Origin of the sequence: Streptomyces sp. B5E4, from assembly GCF_039871555.1 — a bacterium.
Taxonomy (GTDB): domain Bacteria; phylum Actinomycetota; class Actinomycetes; order Streptomycetales; family Streptomycetaceae; genus Streptomyces.
The window spans coordinates 294,269-312,794 of record NZ_JBDPMI010000003.1; the positions used below are offsets into that span (position 1 = coordinate 294,269).

Consider the following 18,526-nt stretch of genomic DNA (forward strand, 5'->3'; position numbering starts at 1 on the left):
GGCGGCCTGTTCCTTTCCGAGTGGCAGGCGATCAGCGTGGCATCGAGGTCCAGAACCAGGCCGGGGAGTTCTCGTCCGCCGGCCCGAGCGGCAGGTATGCCCTGGTCGGTCTCGGCGGCCTGCATCCAGGCGACTTCCCGGGCTGAACCGCGGGCCGCTCGCAGCGAAGCGAGTGCAGCCTCGTCGGTATCGGCGAGCAACCGCCAAGCCGTGGGCGTGGAGGCGACCGGACCGAACACCTCACCCTGGTCCCGCAGCACGGCCAGATCCGCGATCGCCTCACCGCCGTCGGCGAGCATCACAGCGAGATCGGTGGCGACCCGGCCCGGATCATGCCCGGTCCCGCGCGGCCGAAGCGGCCTGAGCGCGGCGGAGTACGCGGCGGTCAGCCCGGCGGCATCAGCGAGATCCGCCAGCAACCGTGCTCCGGCATGCCCGACATCCCCGAACCATCCGCACTGACATGGACCTTGGGACGCAACCCGATACCCTGCACGGAGAAAGTGCCCTCGGCCTGGACCGACAGAACCCCTCAGCAAGGTTCATCGTCCCAGTTCAGGAAGGCACTTTCGCGTTTCCTCCCCCAAGCCAGCCGTACCCGAGTGAAACGGCGAGGTTAGCTAGCCACCTCGCTGTGCCAGGTCAGATCGCTGGGGAGTTCCTTGCGGCGATTGATCTTCAGCTTCCGGTACACCCGGGTGAGGTGCTGCTCGACCGTGCTCGCCGTGATGTAGAGCTTCCCGGCTATCTCCCGGTTGGTGTACCCCATGGCGGCCAGGGCCGCGACGCGCCGCTCGGAGCCGGTCAGCACCGCCAGCCTGTCGGTGTCGCCGCCCGCGGAGAGGAGGTCGGCCAGCTCGCTGCTCACCGAGAGCAGCTCCCGGGTCAGCGGCTCGGCCTGGCACATCTTGGTCATGTGCAGTGCCCGGCGAAAGATCATGCGGGCCCGGCGGTTCTCGTCCAGCGCGTGGTACGCCGAGCTCAGGTCGGCCAGGGTGCGTGCCTGCTCGTACCGGTCGCCGCAGCGCTCCAGCAGCTCAACGGCTTCTAACAGGAGTGAGGGCCGGCGGGAGGCCGGACTCATGGCCGCCGTCAGGCGCAGCGCGAGCGCCCGGGAGCGGGTGCCGCCGCTGCCGGGCCGGCTCAGCTGGTCGCTGACCAGGTGGCGCATCTGATCCTGGTTGCCGAGCCGCAACCAGGCCTCGGCCGCGCTGGCGCGCCACTCGACGATGCCCGCCAGGTCCAGCCCCCAGCCGCAGATCAGCTCACCGCAGGTGAGGAAGTCGGCGAGGGCCGCGTGGTAGTGGCGGGTCGCCAGGTGCAGATGGCCGCGGCCGTACAGATAGTGCAGACCGTGCCGGGACTGGAACATGGCGTCGGGCACCGGCTGCGCGAGAAGCGAGGTGGCCTCGTCGAATCGGCCCAGGCGCGAGTAGGCGAGCAGCAGGGTGCCGAGCGGGATGCCGATACCGACACCCCAGCCCCGCAGCGGCAGTTCGGCCAGCGCTGCCTCGCCGTGCCGGGCGGCTCCGGTCAGGTCGCCGCGGCCGATGGCGACCTGTGCCTGGGAGACGAGGATGATCGCCCGCCAGGGCAGGGTGCACCCGCCGGTCTCCCGCTTGATCAGCCGGTCGCACCACTCGATCACGGTGTCCAGGTGGTTCGCGCTGGTGAGGATCCCCAGCGACAGCAGGGCGGACTCGTCGCCCCAGCAGGTGTGCTGCCCCAGGTGCAGATCGCGCAGCGTCCCCTCGGCCCGGGCCACTGCTTCGGCCGACTGGCCGTGGAAGATCAGCGAGGCCAGCATCGCCGAGGACTGCAGCCAGGGGTCGGCCGTCGGCCGCACCGTCCGGCCTTCGCCGGCCGGCGGACCGGCCGGCAGCTGGCGGCGGCGGGCGAGCGTGGGGTAGGTGAACGCCAGCCATTGCTCCACATCGCGCATTTCGGCCGCGGTCTCAGTGGACCGCTCGGCGTGCGACCTGATCAGGCCGAGCAGTTCCGTGGCCTCGTCGCTGCGGCCGTGCCACAACAGGTGCCTGCTGAGGTTGAGTCCCTCCCGCAGTCCCAGGTGGCCGGCACGCAGCGCCTCGGTGAGCCGGGGCAGGTGGCGCCCCACCGAACCCGGGTTGATGGTCCACTCGGTGTGTGCCAGCCGGGCCCGTAAGAGAGCCGCGGTGCCGGGCTCCGTCTGCCCTTCGAGGGCGAGCTCCAGATATGTGGCGGCGCGTTCGAGGTGGTGGACGCGCAGCGCCTGCTCCGCCGCCTCCTGCAGCGCGGGCATCGCCCAGGCGGGCGGCGGAGTGCCCGCGCCGAGCAGATGGCCGGCCACGACGGCCGGCGGTGCCGCCGCGTCCGCGAGGAGCTCGGCGGCCCGGTGGTGCAGTACGGACCGGCCCTCGGCCGGCATCTGCTCCAGGACCGCGGCCTTCGCCGAATCCAGGCGGAACCCGTGGCCGTCGAAGACCCCGGCCTCGGTGAGCTTCTGGCGTACGCCCTCGACCTCCTTGACGTCGGCGTCCAGCAGCTGGTGCGGCTTCACCCAGTCGGTGTCCCGGTCCAGGACAGCCAGGGCCCGCGCCACGTCGAGCATGAACCGGTCGCCGCGCTGGAGGTAGCTGAGCACCGCGAGTTCGTAGCTGCCCATGCCGCCCTGGGCCGCACCGTGGTGATGGATGAGCGATTCGACCAGCAGCGGGTTGCCTCCGGTCGCCTCGTGCAGGTCCGGCGAGAGCCGTTCGGCGGCGGCACTCCCCAGCCGGTGGGCGACGAGTTCCCGCACACCGTCGGAGGAGAGCGGCGCGATGTGGAGATGGCGGAGACGGGGCTGACGGGACAGCTCGGTGTGGAACGGCGAGCGCAGCGCCTGCTGCTCGTCGTTGCCGGTGAGTACGACCATGATCTTGCCGGTGCTGCTGCGCCGGATCAGCTGCTTGAGGAAGTCCAGGGAGAGGGGGTCGGCGTACTCGATGTCGTCGACCGTGATCAATAACAGCCTGTCGCGTGCCACTTCACGTAACAGGAGGCACAGATCGTGGAAGAAGCACGTGAGCCGGGCGGACGACCTGCCAGCGCCGGCCGCTTCCGCCGTGGAGGCGGAGGCGTCGTCGAGCAGCTGTCCTATCTCCTCGGCCTGCGCACCGGGCAGGGGCGCCCCGTGCAGCAGCTGTCCGAGCATGCCCAGGGGGAGGTCACGTTCGGAACGATCACACATGGCGCTGAGCACGAGGGTGCCGCGCCCGCTCTGGCTGTCGGCGAAAGCCTGCAGGAGGGCGGTTCTGCCGGTGGCGTGCGGCCCCGTCAGCAGGGCGACCTGCCCCTGACCGGAGGAGGATCTTCGGGCCAGCTCTTCGAGGAGGGACAACTGTTGATGACGCTCAACCAGAATCATGTGAGCTCCCCCATTAGCGTCAAACACCTCGTGCCAAACGACTGCTGCAGGAACCTCGGGGACTTTAGCATGCAAACGTTCAGCGCCCGTTGCCCTTCACCCATTGATCGGCAATCGCGCCGTAACTGATTCCTATAGCCCGACTCTGGAGGGGATCTCGGTGTTTCCCGGTGCGACGTGTGATCAACGGGCATGCTCAACGGCACGACGGCGATATGGGTGCGGGATCGGCTGGGCGGGCTATGGCACGACGAGGATTTCGCCGGCTGGTACCCGCGTGACGGCCGTCCGGGTCTCTCGCCCGCCCGGTTGGCCACCGTGTGTGTGCTTCAGTTCTTGCTCGGTCTGTCGGGCCGGCAGGCGGCCGAGGCGGTCCGCTGGCGTATCGATTTCACGTACGTGCTGGCCTGCCTGAAGGAGGCCGGTCTGGTGCGCGAGCGCACCACCCAGCGCACCGACTCCGCTCCCGTCCTGGCTGCGGTCCGCGACCTGACCCGGCTGGAGCCCGCACCCAGTGCACCACCTCCCGTGAAAGCACCCGCGCCGTGGGCTTCCCCCCGCGAGAACTCCCGACCTGCAACTACGCGTCCGCACCGAGCAACAGACACCCGAGTGGAAGCCCCGTTACGCGGGCCGCTCCGAAGTGGAGGGCACGTCAACGAGTTCGCCCACGGCCACGGTATGCGCCGGGTGCCGCTACCGAGGACAGGGAAAAGGCCCACATCCAGCACGTCCTAACCGCCAACGCCATCAACATCGAGCGCCTCAGCGGCCTCCCACCGACCGAGGGAGCACCCCGGCCATGCCGACCGACCGCTTTCCAGACTCACCTCGATCAGCACGAGATCCGCCGGCCGAAGTTCCGTCGCACCCTGGGCACCTGACTTCGGCAACTCCAAGATCCCCGACAGGGCCGAGTTGAGAAGCCGTTGTCGTATCGATCACGGTGAGTTGTGGGTTCGAGTGCGGCGCCTCCTGTACAGCTCGTGGGTGTCGAAGTCCATGAGTAACACGAGGCGCCGCAACCAGCTGAAACCCCTGAACAGTTACCTCGCGCACGGGTATAGGGGGGTCTGCGGGGACGCCGCCGACCGGCCAGTTCCGGCCAGGGTCGTGGGCAGGAGTCGACCGAGAAGTGATCGTGTCACCGGGTGCCCGGGCAGGGGAGGGGGCGGCAGCAATTACCGGTGAGTGGACGTGAGGTTCCAGGCGTCGCTGTCCGGCGGGACGCGATATTCACCGTATGCAGGCGCCGTGAGCTGCTCCTTCTCCGTATGAAATTCCGGACGGTCTGTCTCATTTTGCCGCAGCCACGCGGCGACCCGTTGCCGCTTGGAGTTCTGAATCGCCCGGGGGATCTGGGAATGGGTGATTCCGCGGATCACGGAGTTCCGGAAAGCGTATACCGGCTCACCCTCGGTCCCCTGGCAGCTCGTCTCTCCCAGCAAGCCGACGCGTTCCAGCTCCGCGAGCCTGCGCCGGACATCCTCCAGGGTTAGTTCGCCGACCGCCGCCACCGCAGCCGCGACCACGCCCGCGTCGAACATGGCGACGTCCTGGAGCACCTCCTTGTCCCGTTCCGCCAGCGCATCCAGGCGTGCCGCGACCAGGTTGTACACCCGCTGCGGCACCGGCAGTTCGGTTTCCCCGCCCCCGGAGCGGACCGTACGGTACGAACTGAGCCCCGGCGCCGAGCGCTCCCACCACAGGGAGACGCCCTCGCGCAGGATGCGGGCGTACTCGACGGCGAACTGCGGGTGGCCCCCGATGGCCGTCAGCAGATCGGTCGTCAGCACATCGGATGTACGGGTGTGGCTCCCCGGCCGGCTGTCCTGCAACGGCAGACTCAGCTGGGCGTCGAAGAGTTCGGCGGCGTCCGCCTCCGGGAGGGGATCGACGGTGAGGACGTGCGATCTGAGCCGCCGCCGGCCCCAGTTCGGCCGCCGGGCCTGGAGCTCCGGCCGGGCGGTCGCGACGACCAGCACCGGCACCGTCCCCGAACTCACCACCTCTTCCACGAAATCCAGCAGGCTGTCGTCGGCCCACTGCAGGTCCTCAAGGACCACCACGAGCGGCGCCTTGTTCGCGATCTCCTCCAGGAACCGCCAGGCGGGAAAGGAGCGGCTCGGTGAGAGCACGGCCGCCACGCCCTCCTCGGGCAGTGCCAGCGGGGTGAGGTGGGCCAGCAGCCAATCGGCCACCCGCTCACTGTCGACAAGGCCGCGCACCGCCAGGTCGAGCTTCTTCCGCGCGGCGGCCGGGGAGTCCGCATGGGTGATCCCGGCGTACGAACGCACCAGGCCGCCGAGCGGGCCCGGCTCTCCGACCCTGGCGAAGGAGCGGGTGCAGCCGATCACCAGCCGCGGCCCGTCGGGTCGCTCACCGACCAGCCGCGCGAACTCGGCCATCAGCCGGCTCTTGCCCATGCCCGGCTCGCCCAGCACCGTGACCAGGCAGGGCCGGTGCCGGTGCTGCTCCAGAAGGCTCTGGAGCATGTCCAGCTCCTTCTCACGGCCGACGAAGGGCGCCTCGGCCTGCTGGTGACCGGCGCCCACGAGGTCGCCGGTCACCAGCCAGCCGCCCAGCTGATCGAGGGCGGGGGAGTAGGTGAAGGAGTGCCGGCTCGCCTCCAGGGTGACGTCGCAGACCCGGGTCGTGCCGGGCGAAACGAACGTCAGGAGCTGTGCGCAGCGGTCGAAGACGCCGCCCAGTAACTCCGTCCGCGGGGAGTCCCCGTTCGGTAGGTGCGCCATCATCGCCTCGCCCGTCGTCACCGCCGTGGCGGCGGACAGCCGGGAGACGGTCGGACCGAACGGGATGCCGGCGGCCATCCGCTCCTGCACGGCCAGGGCTGCCTGCGTCGCCCGTTCCGCGTCGTCCTCGCGGCTGTCCGGCGCCCCGAAGACGGCAATCCAGAGCGAGCCGATGACGCCGTGGATGACGCCGCCGAACCGCTGGACCTCGTGCCGGATCGCGGCGTTGGCCGCCTGGAGGGCCTCGGAGACACACTCCAGGTCCTTCAGTTCGGTGCGCAGGTCCAGATGCGTACGGATCATCAGCACGCTGACCAGCTTGCGCTCGACCATGCCGGGCGGGGTCTGGCCGGCGCCGGCGGGCGGTCCCGCCTGGGCGTGCCCGGCCGACGGACGCTCGTTTCGGGCCGTGTCCCCGAGCGGCAGCAGGAGCGCTTCTTCATGGTTGAGGATGGCCTGTTCGAGCCTGCGCAGCTCCCGCCCGGGGTCCAGGCCCAGCTCCTCCACCAGGGTGTCCCGGGCCCGCCGGTAGACGGTGAGGGCCTCGGCGTGCCGACCGGAGCGGTACAGCGCCAGCATCAACTGGCCGCACAGCCGCTCCCGGGTCGGCTCCGCCTGGACTTCGGCCACCAGCTCTCCGACGATCTCGTAGTGCCGCCCGGCCGCCAGCTCCGCCTCGACGCAGTACTCCAGGACGTCCAGGCGCGAACGCTGGATCGACGCGAGCTCGGGCCATTCGATCCCGGCCTCGACGAGGTCGGCGAGGACCGGGCCGCGCCAGAGCCGCATGGCCTCACGCAGCCGCCGGGCCCCGGACTCCCCGGCCCCGGATTCGACTTCGGCCCTGCCGCGCTCGACCAGGGCCTGGTGGCGATACCAGTCGATGTGGTCCTCGGGAACCCGCAGCAGATAGCCGGAGGCCTGGGTGTCCAGCGATATCGAGGGGTCGGGGGAACGTAAGGAGCGGCGTAATCCGGCCACCGCGTTCTGGAGTACCTTGCGCGCCGTCGGGGGCGGGTCGTCCCCCCACAGGGCGGTCAGCAGGCGGCCGGTGGGCACGGTCTTATTGGCGTGCAGCAGCAGAATCCCCAGGGTCGCACGCTGTCGGAGACCACCGATGGCAATCGGCCGACCGTCGTCTACGACTTCCAGGGGACCCAACAGATTGAACTGCACACCGGTGTCCTAAATTCAGCGCGGACGGTTTACGGCCGAACAGCAAATTCTTTGCTCTCCGGCCCGTTTGTGCTGGTTCTATTAGGGACCCGTACATTATCGACCGGCCGACGGGGACGGTCAACCCGAGTGGGCACGGCGCAGGGCGACCGCGAGTTCCGTGCCTGTGCGCTGAGTGGGGGGACCGGCACCGTACGGGCTGGCGAGTCGGCCGGCACCAAGGTCGCACTCCGGCTCGAAGGCGCCGAAGGGGCGGTGGGCCGTGATCCGCCTTGCCGGGAGGCAGTGTTCCACTGGTCGGGGCCCGGATCCGTGGAAGCGGAAACCCGGCCTCTCGCCGACCAGGTCCGTACCCTCCTTGCCCGCTGGCCGTCGCCGCCGGTCGCCATGGGGGTGGCCCTGCCCGGCGCGCTCGACGCCAAGGGCCGGGTCCCCCCTTGGCCCAACCGGCCCTCGTGGAACGGCTTCCCGCTCGCGCGGTGGGCCCGCAGCCAGCTCCCGTATGCACGGGTCCACTTCGCGGACGACCGCGACTTGGCGCGCCCTCGCCGAGGCCGCCGAGGCCGACTGCCCGGACGTCGTCTACCTGGGCGTGGGCACCGGCGTCGGCGGGGGGTGTGTCCTCGGCGGGCGGTCGGTCCCCGGCATTGCCCGGGGCTCAAGCGAGGTCGGCCACATGCTGGTCTACCGCTCTGGCCCGGTCTGCGACTGCGGCCGCCGGGGGTGCCTCCAGGCGGTCGCCTCCGGGCCCGCGACCCTGCGCAGGGCGGCGCAGCGGCGCGGCCGCGAGGTGACGTACGACGAACTGGCCGCGGCGGTGGGGCACGACGGGCCCTGGGCGCGGGAGACGCTGGCCGAGACCTGCTCGGCACTGGGCGCCGCCGTGGTCACGCTCGGCGAGGTGCAGCGCCCCGCCATCGCCGTCGTCGGCGGCGGCTTCACCACCGGGATTCCGCAGTTGGTGCCCGAGGTCATCACCCGCGCGGGCGAGCTGCGGCGCACGGGGGTGCCGGTCCCTGAGGTGCGGCCCGCCGCGCTGGACGGCCTCTCGTCGCTGGCAGGTGCGCTGCTGCTCGCGCGCCAGGACGACTGAGTGGCGGGGGCCGCCGGAGACTACGCGGCAGGAAGGGCCGCCAGGGCCTGCGCCGCCAGCCGGTAGCCAAGGGGCCGAGCCCGACGATGACTCCGTCGGCCAGCGGGGCGATCACCGAGTCGTGGCGGAACGACTCGCGCGCCCACACGTTGGAGAGATGGACCTCCATCCAGGGGCTCGGATAGTTCGCCAGTGCGTCACGCAGGCTCCAGCCCGCGATCATGAGTGCGCCCGGATTGACGATGGCGCCCACCGTGTCGTAACTGTCCTGGATCACGCCGATCAGTTCGCCCTCGGAGTCGCTCTGCAAGGCCCGCACCCGCCAGTCGCGCGCCGCCACCTCCTCGGCGACCGCTTTCTCGATGTCGGCGAGCGTGTCGGTGCCGTACACCTCGGGCTCACGGCGGCCCAGGATGCCCAGGTTGGGACCGTTCAGCAGCAGTTCGGGCATGGTCGGCTCCCTCGGCCGTCGACGGATCGTGCGTGCTGGTCGTCCGGGGGAATCGCGGCGAGCGTCGCGGCCACCACCTGCTCGGGGACGCCCGGCACCAGTTCGGCGCCGGACGGGCCGTCGAGGACGAAGGTGGACTCGTCCGTCGCCTTCTTGCCGAGCCGCATCAGCGCGATCAGCGCGTCCGCGCTCACCTCGGCGGGCAGCGCGGTGGGCAGCCCGTAGTCGGAGACGACGTCGAGATGCTCGGCCGCCCTCGCCCGGGAGATTCGGCCGAGTGCCCCGGCCACCGACGCGGACCTCTTCGCACTCGCGGACCGGGAGCTCGGCCTGTCCTGAGGCCCCGGCAAGCGGTCGGACATGGGTGAAAGAATCTCCCCGCCTTTGCCGGGCACTCCCACCTGGGCAGCCGAATGGGGAACGGGGTAAATAGGGGGTGGTAAGGGGTGTTGGTCGGGCGTGTTCATGTCACATCATCAGCACATGGCATCGATGATTCGTGAATTCGCCGTGCGCGCGGACGAAGAAGCCGCGTGGGCGGCTTTGGTGGATGTCGGCGCGGTGAACAAACTCACCTTCCTCGGCCCCGTCACGCTCGACGGAGACGTACGCACCGCCGACATGGGTGAGTACGGAACGACAGAGGAACTGATCGTCAGCGTCGACGACGAGCACCGTCGTATGTCCTACAGCGTACGGAACTCGCCCTGGAAATTCCTTCACCACCCCTCCGTGATGGAGATCCTTCCTCCCGAGGAGGGTGCGGTCGGCTCCCGGGCGCGATGGCTGGTCGACCTGAAGCCGGACTCTCTCACCGAAGAAATCGCCACCGGCATGGATGGTGCGGTCGAATCGATGAAGCAGTCACTCGCGGCGGTGATGTAATGGAGCCGGGATCACCAGGATTACCGGAATCCACCGGAACTCCGGGAGTGACGCCCGCGCTCCCCGCCGAGCGCAACGGCAAGCGCACTTCTGATCTCCCTTCTCTGACCGGCCTGAGGATCATCGCCGCGCTTCTCGTGTTCTTCGCACACGCCTCGATGCTCTACAATCCGCTCGATCTCGCCGCCCCCATCAATTTCTACGCCGACCAGGATGTGGCAGAAGGCATGGCGCACGTGTTCGCGCCGGCCGGGTTCGTCGGGGTGTCATTCTTCTTCGTGCTGAGCGGGTTCGTCCTCACCTGGTCCAGGCGCGACGGGGACCGGACCGGAGCGTTCTGGCGGCGTCGGCTACTCAAGATCTTCCCGAGTCACCTGGTCACCTGGGCCGTCGTCATGGTGCTTTTCGCGGCACCGTACACGCCGGCGCACGCCTGGCTGCCGAACCTGTTCCTGGTCCATTCGTTCATCCCGCAGCCCGAGACCTTCAGCAGCGTGAACGTACCGGCCTGGTCGCTCTGCTCCGAGCTCCTCTTCTACCTGGCCTTCCCCTTCATCATCCGGCCCCTGCTGCGCATTCCCGAGCGACGGCTATGGCCCGCGGCGGGCGCGATGGTGGCCGGCGTGGCGACTGTCGCGGTCCTCGCCAAGTACGTTGTGCCGGCCGGGATCTCCTACCCGCTGGGGCCGCTGCCCATGACGAAGATGTGGTTCGCCTACCTCTTCCCCCCGAGCAGGATCTTCGAGTTCGTCCTCGGCGTGCTGCTCGCCCGGATCGTGATGTGCGGCCGCTGGCCGCGCATCGGAGCCGTTCCGGTGGCCGCCATGGCACTCGTCGGTTACGCCGCCGCGGTCGAGGTCCCCGCGCCGTACAACTTCGCACTCACCACCGTGGTACCGATCGCCGCGATTATCTGCACGGCCGCCGCCAGCGACATCCGCGGCGAACGGACACTGCTGAACCGGCCGTTCACAGTGTGGCTCGGCACCGTCTCGTTCGGCTTCTACATCATCCAGGCCGTCCCGATCTTCTACGGGCGCCTGAAGATCTTCGGCGGCCGCACGTACGACAGCCTCACCGCCACCGCGCTCCTGTTCCTGCTCCTCGCGGGCACCCTGCTGCTCGGCTGGATGCTCTGCACCATTGTCGAGCTGCCGGTGATGCGCCGCTGGGGCCGCACCAGAGCCCGTACCGGGACGGCGGTGGCCGGTCCGGCGGGGATTCCCGCGCCTCGCCCGGGAATCGGCCCCGGCCCCGCCCAGCAGCTCCGCCACCCAGCCCGGCAGCGCAGGCTGCGTAAGCGGACTACCTCGAAGGCGTCGACCAGCAAGTAGGCGGGGTCGTCGTCATTGACCTCGAGAGGGAAGGGGGCGGCGCCCGCGGACGACCTTGCGAACGTAGCGCTGCTGGTTTCAGCTGGGCGGGGTTCGGCCGCTCGCTGGCAGGCCAGCGGACGCACGTATTCCACGGGCGTCAAGGTGGCCATTCGATCGCGTAGCGAATGTCGGACGGCACTTGGGGCGCCGGCTGGAACGGCAGCTGCTGCTGTCCACTGTCACCCAGCGTGGTGAAGACCCGGGGGGTGGGCCGCGCGGTACGGGCCCACCGCCCTTGGGCCACCAGCCCTCCGCGGTCAGGAGTACCGCCTGTGCCGGGGCCACAACGTCCCCTCGGGGGTTCGCGGCCGTGCGCGGCGGTGAGCCGGCCCACGCCGTGGCTTCCGCGTACCAGTCGAACGCCGGCGGCGCCGTGCCCGTGCGCAACTCGTTCTCCTTCGCGGCCAGATACTTCTCCCAGCGCGGCAGATGCAGCGTGCGCAGCAGCCCCGACCAGTCACGGTCGGCGTAGTTCTCCACCCAGCTCGGTGCGAGCCGGTCGCCTCATACAGAGATGAACCGGGCGGCGTCCTGGCGCATCGCATTCTCGTCGCCCCACCGCGCAGCTTGCCGCAGCCAGGGCTCGAGCAGGGAATCCGGGTGCGTCGCGAGCGTCCGGTCGGCCAGCTGCATCCTACGAACCGCTCTACCCACTGCGGTGGTTCCGCCGGATCAGACCACGTGCAGGTGGACCAGCGCCGCGCTCTGGGGTGCCCGCGCGGGACCGGGCAGCCCAAGTGCTCCCAGTGCCGCGCCGCCGGCCTGAATGTCCGTGACCTTCCAGGTCACCGACGGGTCGGTCGGAGAGACGAGCGAGGCGCGGTAGGTCCGGTCGGGGTCGAGTCCCGGGATGCGGAGCCGCGGTGGCACGGGCACGACCTCGTCGAGCTGGGCGTAAGAGAAGAGCGCCTCCGACCGGTCCTGGGCGACCACTCCATGCGCGAGCAGGCCGTCGGGCAGTTCGACGCGCGTCAGCCTGCCCGTGTGCAGGAGCGCGCGGTGCCGCTTGTAGAGGCTGGTCCAGCTCGCAAGGCGGTCCAGCTCATGGGCCGGCACCTTCGTGAGGTCCCACTGGACGCCGAACTGGCCGAAGAAAGCCGTGGCCGCGCGTAGGTCCAGGCTGCTGGTCCGGCCGGTCTGGTGGGAGACCGGTGCGGCGATGTGAGCACCCAGGTACTCCAGTGGGGCGAGTTGGGCGGTCCAGTGCTGGATCTGCTGGCGGGACAACGGATCGGTGACGTCGGAGGCCCAGGCGCTGTGGACCCGTTCGAGCACGTCTAGGTCGATTCGGCCGCCTCCTGAGGCGCAGGTCTCCCACGAGATGCCGGGGTGGCGGCGGGCCAGCTCGTCGAGGAGTTCGCGGAAGGCGAGGGTCTGCCGCCGTGCCGCGGGCCGGCCGGAGCCGCGCGAGTGACCGCCGTCGATCTGGTCGCGGTTGTGGTCCCACTTGACGAAGTCGATGCGGTGCGCCGCCGCCAGGGAGTCGAACACGTCGACCAGGTGTGTACGCACGTCGTCCCGGCCGAGGTCGAGCAGGTAGCAGTTGCGTTCCAGCACGGGGAGCCGGTCACCCGTGCGCAGGATCCAGTCGGGGTGGTCGCGGTAGACCGCGGAGTTCGGGTTGACGGCCTCCGGCTCCCACCAGAGCCCGAACTCCATTCCCTTCTCGTGCACCCGGTCCGCAAGCAGTGCCAGCCCGTCCGGCCACACCACCGGGTCCGGGGTCCAGTCGCCCAGGCCGTCGTCGAGGGACTCCCGGCCCGCGAACCACCCGTCGTCGAGCACGAATCGCTCGGCGCCAAGACCGGCCGATATGTCGACCAGGGCGGTCAGCTTGTCGAGGTCGTGGTCGAGGTAGACCGCCTCCCACGGGTTGAACATGACGGGTGCGGGCGAGGGCGGATGGGCAGCGAGCGACCGGACGTACTGATGGGTCGCGTCCGCCAGGCCGTCGAGTCCGCGCGCGGACGCGGCCACGTGCACCCAGGGCATCGTGTACGTCTCGCCCTCGGCAAGGACCAGCTCGCCCGGGTGCAGCAGCTCGCCGGCCCGGACGACGGCGGCACCGGAGCTGAGCCGCTCGACGGCGTACCGGTGGTTGCCGCTCCAGACGAGGTGGACGCCGAGCACCTCACCGGTGCCGTAGCCGAAGCCGGGGGTACCGACCACCACCAGGCCGGTGCCGTCGAGGCTGCGCATGCCGCGGCGGTGCTCCCGGACCCATTGTCCGTCCGCGAGGGCACGGCGCTGGGGCTGCCGCTCGCGGGCCCATCGCCCGGTGAAGTCGAGGATCTCGCCCGCGCCTGGGGGCAGGGGGATGACCACGTCGAGTGCATCGACCACGTAGGGCCCGGTGCCGGCGTTGGTCAGCAGGTGCCGGAGGCGGAGACCTCCCCCCGCGACCGCCTCGGCCTCGAAGCGCAGTTCGAGTCCCGCCGACTCGTCGCTGGCTTGGACGACGAGCGAGCCGTCGTCACACCACACGGTGCACGCACCGAATGCGGTGGACCAGTCGCTCCCGGGACCTTCGGGGCCGATGCGGTGGCCGAGCAGTGCGGGCCGTCCGAGGTAGCCGCGTGCGTGCTCCGGGAACACGGTGACCGGTGAGCCGATCAGCCAGGAGTTCCAGGCCGTGGTCTCGACCGAGGCCGGGATCGTCAGGGAGCGGACGTCCCCCGATGCCAGGGAGGGCCCCATCCACCCGAAGTCGGGCAGGCCGTCCGTGCGTGGTAGCAGGACCATCGTTGTGCTCTCGCTCCCGCCGGGACCCGAGAGGGACACGGGGGCGGTGGGCACGGGCACGGCGACGCGTCCCGGCTCGATCATGTCGGTGACTCCTACGTTCGTTGAGGGAGTGATTCAGGTCTGCACGGTGAGGAGGTGTGCCTTGAAGTCGTCGAGGGCGAGGCGGGCGGCGCCGAGGGCGACGGACTCGTCGCCGAGCAGGGACACGCGGAACTCCGGCGAGTCGAGTGTGGTCGCGCTCAAGTGCCGCTGGAACGGCCCGGCAAGCACGTCCCCCGTGCGCGAGAGACCGCCGCCGAGGACGACGTAGTCGGGGTCGATGGCGTGGACCAGGGTGGATGCGCCCAGGGCGAGTGCTTCGGCGACACGGTCGACGGTGCGCACCGCGGTGCGGTCGCCGTGTGCGGCCGCTTCGAAGAGTGCGCGAACGTCGTCTCCGGTGGACTCAGTGGCGGCGGAGCCTGTGAGTCTGCGGCTCTCGTGGTCGAGCTGCGCCATCGCGTCGGCCCATCCGAGGATCTTCATGGCGCCGACGGACGCCGCCAAGCCGTGGCGCCCGTGGTGGATCTGCCCGTTGATGACGATCGCGGCCCCGAGGCGGTGGCCGGCGTGCATGTAGACGAGGTCGCGTGCCTCGGTCGCGGCACCCTGCCACTGCTCGGCCGCCGCTGCGAGGTAGATGTCGTTGGAGATCAGCACGTCGCGCTTGAAGCGCCTCGATACCTCCGACACCACGTCGATCTCGTCGAAGCCCGGCAGTGAGTAGACGTCGAGGTCCTGACCCGCGGGAACTGCGCGGACGTCCCTGACCTCCGAGCCGTTGGCCGCCAGGCCCGTGATGCCGCAGGCCACTGAGTTGATCTGTTCCCAGCTCTTCCCGGCCTGCCGGACCGTCATCTCTGCCAGCCGCGCTACGGCGCCGATGCGCCTGGCCGCGCTGAGGCCAGGGTCCACGCTGCGCCTGCGCATGGCCACGACGTCCCCGCGCAGGTCGCAGATGACCACGGCCACCTTGTGGGCGCCGATGTCTACCCCGACGACGGCGAAGTCCTCAGCCACGACCTCGAAGCGCCGGCCGGGTCGTCCCGCGGGCCGCTCGCCGCTCGGGCGTCCGGACGTCTCGCGGATGAAGCCCTGGTCCAAGAGCGTGGCCAGCAGTTCCTCGGCGGTGGGCCGGGAGACCCCGACGATCAACCGCACGTCGCGGACGGACAGCGACGGGGTGTCGAGGAAGGCACGCATTGCGGCGGCGAGGTTGAGCTTGCGCAGCAGGCCGGCATCGCCCGCACGGCCGGCGGGAGCCGCACCGCGCCTGGTTTCACGGATGTCTTGACTCACGGCTGCACGCTATCTACATTGACGCCCCAACAGCAATATTGCCAAGTAACTTACCTATATAAACTCTCGGTCGAGCTGCCTCCTCTGTGGCCCCGACCAGCAGGGAAGGTGCTCGATGGGTAAGCGGACCAACGGTGTCGCGATGGCCACAGCACTGGGCGTCGTTGCACTGACAGGCTGTGCCGTCGGCGGCGAGGACGGGGGCGGGAGCGGTTCGCGCGGTGACGTGACGCTGAGTCTGCTCACCTTCGAGACCCCCAACCTCACCGCCGCGTACTGGGACGGCATCATCGCCAAGACCAGCGCCAAGGTCCCGGGGGTGAAGATCAAGAAGCTCGTCGCGCCGAGTGCCGAGCAGCGCAACGAATACGCGCGCCAGCTCGACTCGACCGGCGCACTGCCCGACATCATGGTCGCGATCGACCCCGCAGGGCTGGCGGAGGCGGGCAAGCTCGCCCAGTTCAGCGATAAGGAACTGGCGGACTGGGTCAGCCCGACCGCGAACAGCTTCGACGGCAAGATCTACCAGTTGCCCACCAACTCGCAGACCTGGCAGATCTACTACCGGAAGGCGGACTTCGAGAAGGCAGGCATCACCGCTCCCCCGAAGCGCTGGGACGACTTGCTCGCCGCCGTCGGCAAGCTCAAGGCGGCGGGGATCAAGCCGTTCGTCATCGGCGGCGGTGCACCGGACGGCCTCGGCCCGCGATGGACCTTCGCCCAGCTCGTGGCCGACGAGGTCTATGCCAAGGACCCGAAGTGGCTCGGCAAGCTCGTCGCGGGGAAGACCGACTTCAGCGACCCCTTGTTCGTCAATGCGGCGACCAAGATGAAGGCTCTGGCGAGCAAGGAGAACGTCGACAACCTGTCGGCCACCTACGCACAGGCGCAGGATGCCTTCCTCGCGGGCAAGGGCGCGATGTACCCGATGGGTTCGTGGTTCGCCGCGGCCCCGGACAAGGCGCAGCAGGAGCAGATCGGTGTCTTCCCCATGCCCACGCAGGACGGCTCGCTCGTCCTGCCCGTGTACACCGGCGGCGGGGTGTCGGTGAGCGAGGAGGCCGCCGATGTCGGCAAGGCGAAGCAGTGGGCCGTCGAGTTCTCCAAGCTGAATGCCGACGGCGGGGCGCGATTCGACGGCTTGTTCGTCGCCCTCAAGGGCTACAAGCCGCCGGCCGGATTGTCGCCCCTGTACAACTCGACCCTCGATCTCTACGACAAGGCCCGCTCCAGCGGCACTGTAACCCCGAGCTTCGGCAACGAGGCCGGCGTCCCGGCTCTGCCGTCGGGCTTCATACCCAAGGCCGACGCAGCACTGAACGATCTCCTCAACGGCCGTGCCGACGTCGGCCAGTTCGTCGAGACGCTCGACGAGAAGTTCGAGGAGCTCTCGCAGTGACGCACGCCTTGCGCTCCCGGACGGAGACTGTCGCCGGAGGAGGAATCCCGGGGCCCGGTCGGCCGCGGCCCCTTCCGGCCCCGTCCGGGCGCCCGGGCGGGCCACACGGGCGCCGCTCCTGGTCGTGGTCGTCGGCAGGAGCCTTCGCCGTCTTCGTGATGCCGACCCTCACGATCTTCACCGCGATGGTCCTGGCACCCATCCTGTGGACCCTGTACATCGGGATGACCGATGAGCGCGCCACCCGCCCGGAGACCTCGTTCGTGGGCCTGGACAACTACGGCTTCCTCCTGGAGGACGAGGAGTTCCGGCACTCCTTGTGGAACACCGTCGTGATCACCGTGCTCGTGGTGCTGCTGACGAACCTGTTCGGTCTCGCGATTGCCCTGCTGCTGCGCCGGCAGGGTCGGCTCTACAGCCTGCTGCGCGGCGTCTACTTCACACCGGTGATCCTCTCCGCCGTGGTGGTTTCGGTGATCGGCCGCTCGATCCTGGCGGATGACGGCCTGCTGAACAGCACGCTTGTCTCCATGGGGATCGATAATCCGCCGGGCTGGCTCACGGATCCCTCGTACGCGATCTACTCCGTCTCCGGGATCATGGTCTGGCAGATGCTCGGCTTCGCCGTCGTGGTCTACCTCGCCGGGCTCGCGGGGATCCCCGCCGAGCTGGAGGAAGCGGCGAGCCTCGACGGCGCCGGCCCCTGGCAGCAGTTCCGCGCGATCACCTGGCCGATGCTCGCACCCGCGCTGACGATCAACACCGTGATGCTGATGATCAGCACGTTCAAGGTCTACGACCAGATCGCCGTACTGACCAACGGCGGCCCCGGCACCGACGGCACGGCCACCGTCGCCTTCGAGGTGATCCGCACCGCCTTCTCCGAGCAGCGCCCGGGAATGGCATCCGCGATGGCCGGGGTCATGCTCGTTGTCGTCTCGGCCGCGAGCGTGACCACGCTGAAGCTCCTGCAACGACGCGAGGTGAACCTGTGAAGTCCCGGACGTCGTGGGTCCGCCCACTGCTGGCCATCGGCGTGGCGGCCGTCTTCTGCCTGCCGCTCTACGTGGCGCTGGTCAACGTCTTCAAACCCAGCACCGACGTCGTCGCATCGCCGCTGGCGCTCCCGGCTCCGCCGACCCTTGAGAACATCGAGCGGGTACTCGGGAGGCCGGACGGGTTGTTCTGGTACGGCCTCGTCAACTCCGCCATCCTGACCACCCTGACGATCGTCATCACCACCGTGCTGGCCGCGATGTCGGCATACCACCTGGTGCGATCGGGCCGCTGGTGGAGCCGCGCCGTCCTCGGCGTCATGCTGGCCGGCCTGATGATCCCGCCCGCAGTGATCATCCTTCCGATCACGCGGATCCTCGACGCCATCGGGTTGATGCACACGATGCCGGGCGCGGTGCTGGTTGACGTCGGGTACTACCTGCCGTTCGCGGTGTTCGTCTTCATGGGCTTCGTCCGCTCGGTTCCCCGAGAACTGGAGGAGGCGGCGGCGGTCGACGGCGCCGGTCGGTTCCGGACCTTCTGGCAGGTGGTCTTCCCGCTCCTGCGGCCGGCCTCGGCCAGCGTCCTGATCTTCCTCGGTGTCTGGGTCTGGAACGACTTCCTGACACCGCTGCTCGTCCTGGGCCCGGGGGCTGGGAACACCGTGACCGTCGGGATCTTCCGCTCCATCGGCCCTTACCAGCAGGACTTCGGGGCGGTATTCGCGTTCATGCTGCTGGCCACACTGCCCGTCCTCGCCTTCTACCTTGCGCTACAGAAGCACTTCGTCCGCGGCCTGACCGGGGGTGCCACGAAGGGATGACCTGCACGACCGTCCGGTCCATGCAAAGCCAGTCGAAATGTGACGGGAGACCTATCATGCAGTCGCCGAAGCCCACACCCGATTCCCAGCACACCCCGCGAAG

General features: G+C 69.6%; 13 protein-coding genes and 2 pseudogenes. 7 read left to right on the plus strand and 8 right to left on the minus strand.

Annotated elements, in window-relative coordinates; all coding sequences use genetic code 11:
• Nucleotides 1-11 precede the first annotated feature (11 nt).
• Both ABGA99_RS06365 and ABGA99_RS06370 read right to left on the minus strand, forming a co-directional pair.
• Nucleotides 12-496, minus strand: a pseudogene (locus tag ABGA99_RS06365) (transposase); the annotation flags it as partial.
• A 120-nt stretch (nt 497-616) separates the two neighbouring features.
• Entirely contained in the window at nt 617-3,388 is a 2,772-nt protein-coding gene (locus tag ABGA99_RS06370) for an AAA family ATPase (protein WP_347576328.1), read from the minus strand.
• A 192-nt stretch (nt 3,389-3,580) separates the two neighbouring features.
• Here ABGA99_RS06370 and ABGA99_RS06375 point away from each other — a divergent pair, with 192 nt between their 5' ends.
• Complete coding sequence (locus tag ABGA99_RS06375; RefSeq protein WP_347576327.1) at nt 3,581-4,126, plus strand: transposase; 546 nt, start codon at nt 3,581-3,583, stop codon at nt 4,124-4,126.
• A 443-nt stretch (nt 4,127-4,569) separates the two neighbouring features.
• On the opposite strand, the gene ABGA99_RS06380 is transcribed toward ABGA99_RS06375, so the two are convergent.
• Nucleotides 4,570-7,200 (minus strand): BTAD domain-containing putative transcriptional regulator, encoded by a 2,631-nt coding sequence (locus ABGA99_RS06380; RefSeq protein WP_347576326.1) that lies wholly within the window; start codon nt 7,198-7,200, stop codon nt 4,570-4,572.
• Nucleotides 7,201-7,819: 619 nt separating this feature from the next.
• Between ABGA99_RS06380 and ABGA99_RS06385 the strand changes: the two genes are divergently transcribed.
• On the plus strand, nt 7,820-8,410 hold the full coding sequence (locus ABGA99_RS06385; protein WP_347576325.1) for an ROK family protein: 591 nt from the start codon (nt 7,820-7,822) through the stop codon (nt 8,408-8,410).
• A 20-nt stretch (nt 8,411-8,430) separates the two neighbouring features.
• Here ABGA99_RS06385 and ABGA99_RS06390 read toward each other — a convergent pair.
• Nucleotides 8,431-8,861, minus strand: a pseudogene (locus ABGA99_RS06390) (type II 3-dehydroquinate dehydratase).
• Nucleotides 8,843-9,151, minus strand: coding sequence for a hypothetical protein (locus tag ABGA99_RS06395; RefSeq protein WP_347576324.1), 309 nt, complete (start codon nt 9,149-9,151; stop codon nt 8,843-8,845). The pseudogene ABGA99_RS06390 and the gene ABGA99_RS06395 overlap by 19 nt, the downstream one beginning before the upstream one ends.
• A gap of 193 nt (nt 9,152-9,344) precedes the next feature.
• Between ABGA99_RS06395 and ABGA99_RS06400 the strand changes: the two genes are divergently transcribed.
• Both ABGA99_RS06400 and ABGA99_RS06405 read left to right on the plus strand, forming a co-directional pair.
• Entirely contained in the window at nt 9,345-9,746 is a 402-nt protein-coding gene (locus tag ABGA99_RS06400) for an SRPBCC family protein (RefSeq protein ID WP_347576323.1), read from the plus strand.
• 47 nt (nt 9,747-9,793) lie between these two features.
• Nucleotides 9,794-11,080 carry an acyltransferase gene (locus ABGA99_RS06405; RefSeq protein ID WP_347576322.1) on the plus strand — a complete coding sequence of 429 codons (1,287 nt, stop codon included), beginning with the start codon at nt 9,794-9,796 and terminating at the stop codon, nt 11,078-11,080.
• Nucleotides 11,081-11,626: 546 nt separating this feature from the next.
• Here the strand turns inward: ABGA99_RS06405 and ABGA99_RS06410 are convergent.
• The 3 genes from ABGA99_RS06410 to ABGA99_RS06420 are packed head-to-tail and all read right to left on the minus strand — an operon-like array spanning nt 11,627 to nt 15,205.
• Nucleotides 11,627-11,755 (minus strand): hypothetical protein, encoded by a 129-nt coding sequence (locus ABGA99_RS06410; RefSeq protein WP_347576321.1) that lies wholly within the window; start codon nt 11,753-11,755, stop codon nt 11,627-11,629.
• A gap of 39 nt (nt 11,756-11,794) precedes the next feature.
• Nucleotides 11,795-13,948 carry an alpha-galactosidase gene (locus tag ABGA99_RS06415; RefSeq protein ID WP_347582281.1) on the minus strand — a complete coding sequence of 718 codons (2,154 nt, stop codon included), beginning with the start codon at nt 13,946-13,948 and terminating at the stop codon, nt 11,795-11,797.
• A gap of 33 nt (nt 13,949-13,981) precedes the next feature.
• Nucleotides 13,982-15,205: an ROK family protein gene (locus ABGA99_RS06420; RefSeq protein ID WP_347576319.1), complete on the minus strand. Its 1,224-nt coding sequence runs from the start codon at nt 15,203-15,205 to the stop codon at nt 13,982-13,984.
• 142 nt (nt 15,206-15,347) lie between these two features.
• Between ABGA99_RS06420 and ABGA99_RS06425 the strand changes: the two genes are divergently transcribed.
• The 3 genes from ABGA99_RS06425 to ABGA99_RS06435 all read left to right on the plus strand — a co-directional run bounded on the left by ABGA99_RS06425 (nt 15,348) and on the right by ABGA99_RS06435 (nt 18,423).
• Nucleotides 15,348-16,604, plus strand: coding sequence for an extracellular solute-binding protein (locus ABGA99_RS06425; RefSeq protein WP_347576318.1), 1,257 nt, complete (start codon nt 15,348-15,350; stop codon nt 16,602-16,604).
• Nucleotides 16,605-16,762: 158 nt separating this feature from the next.
• Nucleotides 16,763-17,599: a sugar ABC transporter permease gene (locus ABGA99_RS06430; protein ID WP_347576317.1), complete on the plus strand. Its 837-nt coding sequence runs from the start codon at nt 16,763-16,765 to the stop codon at nt 17,597-17,599.
• Entirely contained in the window at nt 17,596-18,423 is an 828-nt protein-coding gene (locus tag ABGA99_RS06435; protein ID WP_347576316.1) for a carbohydrate ABC transporter permease, read from the plus strand. The genes ABGA99_RS06430 and ABGA99_RS06435 overlap by 4 nt, the downstream gene beginning before the upstream one ends.
• Nucleotides 18,424-18,526: the final 103 nt, after the last annotated feature.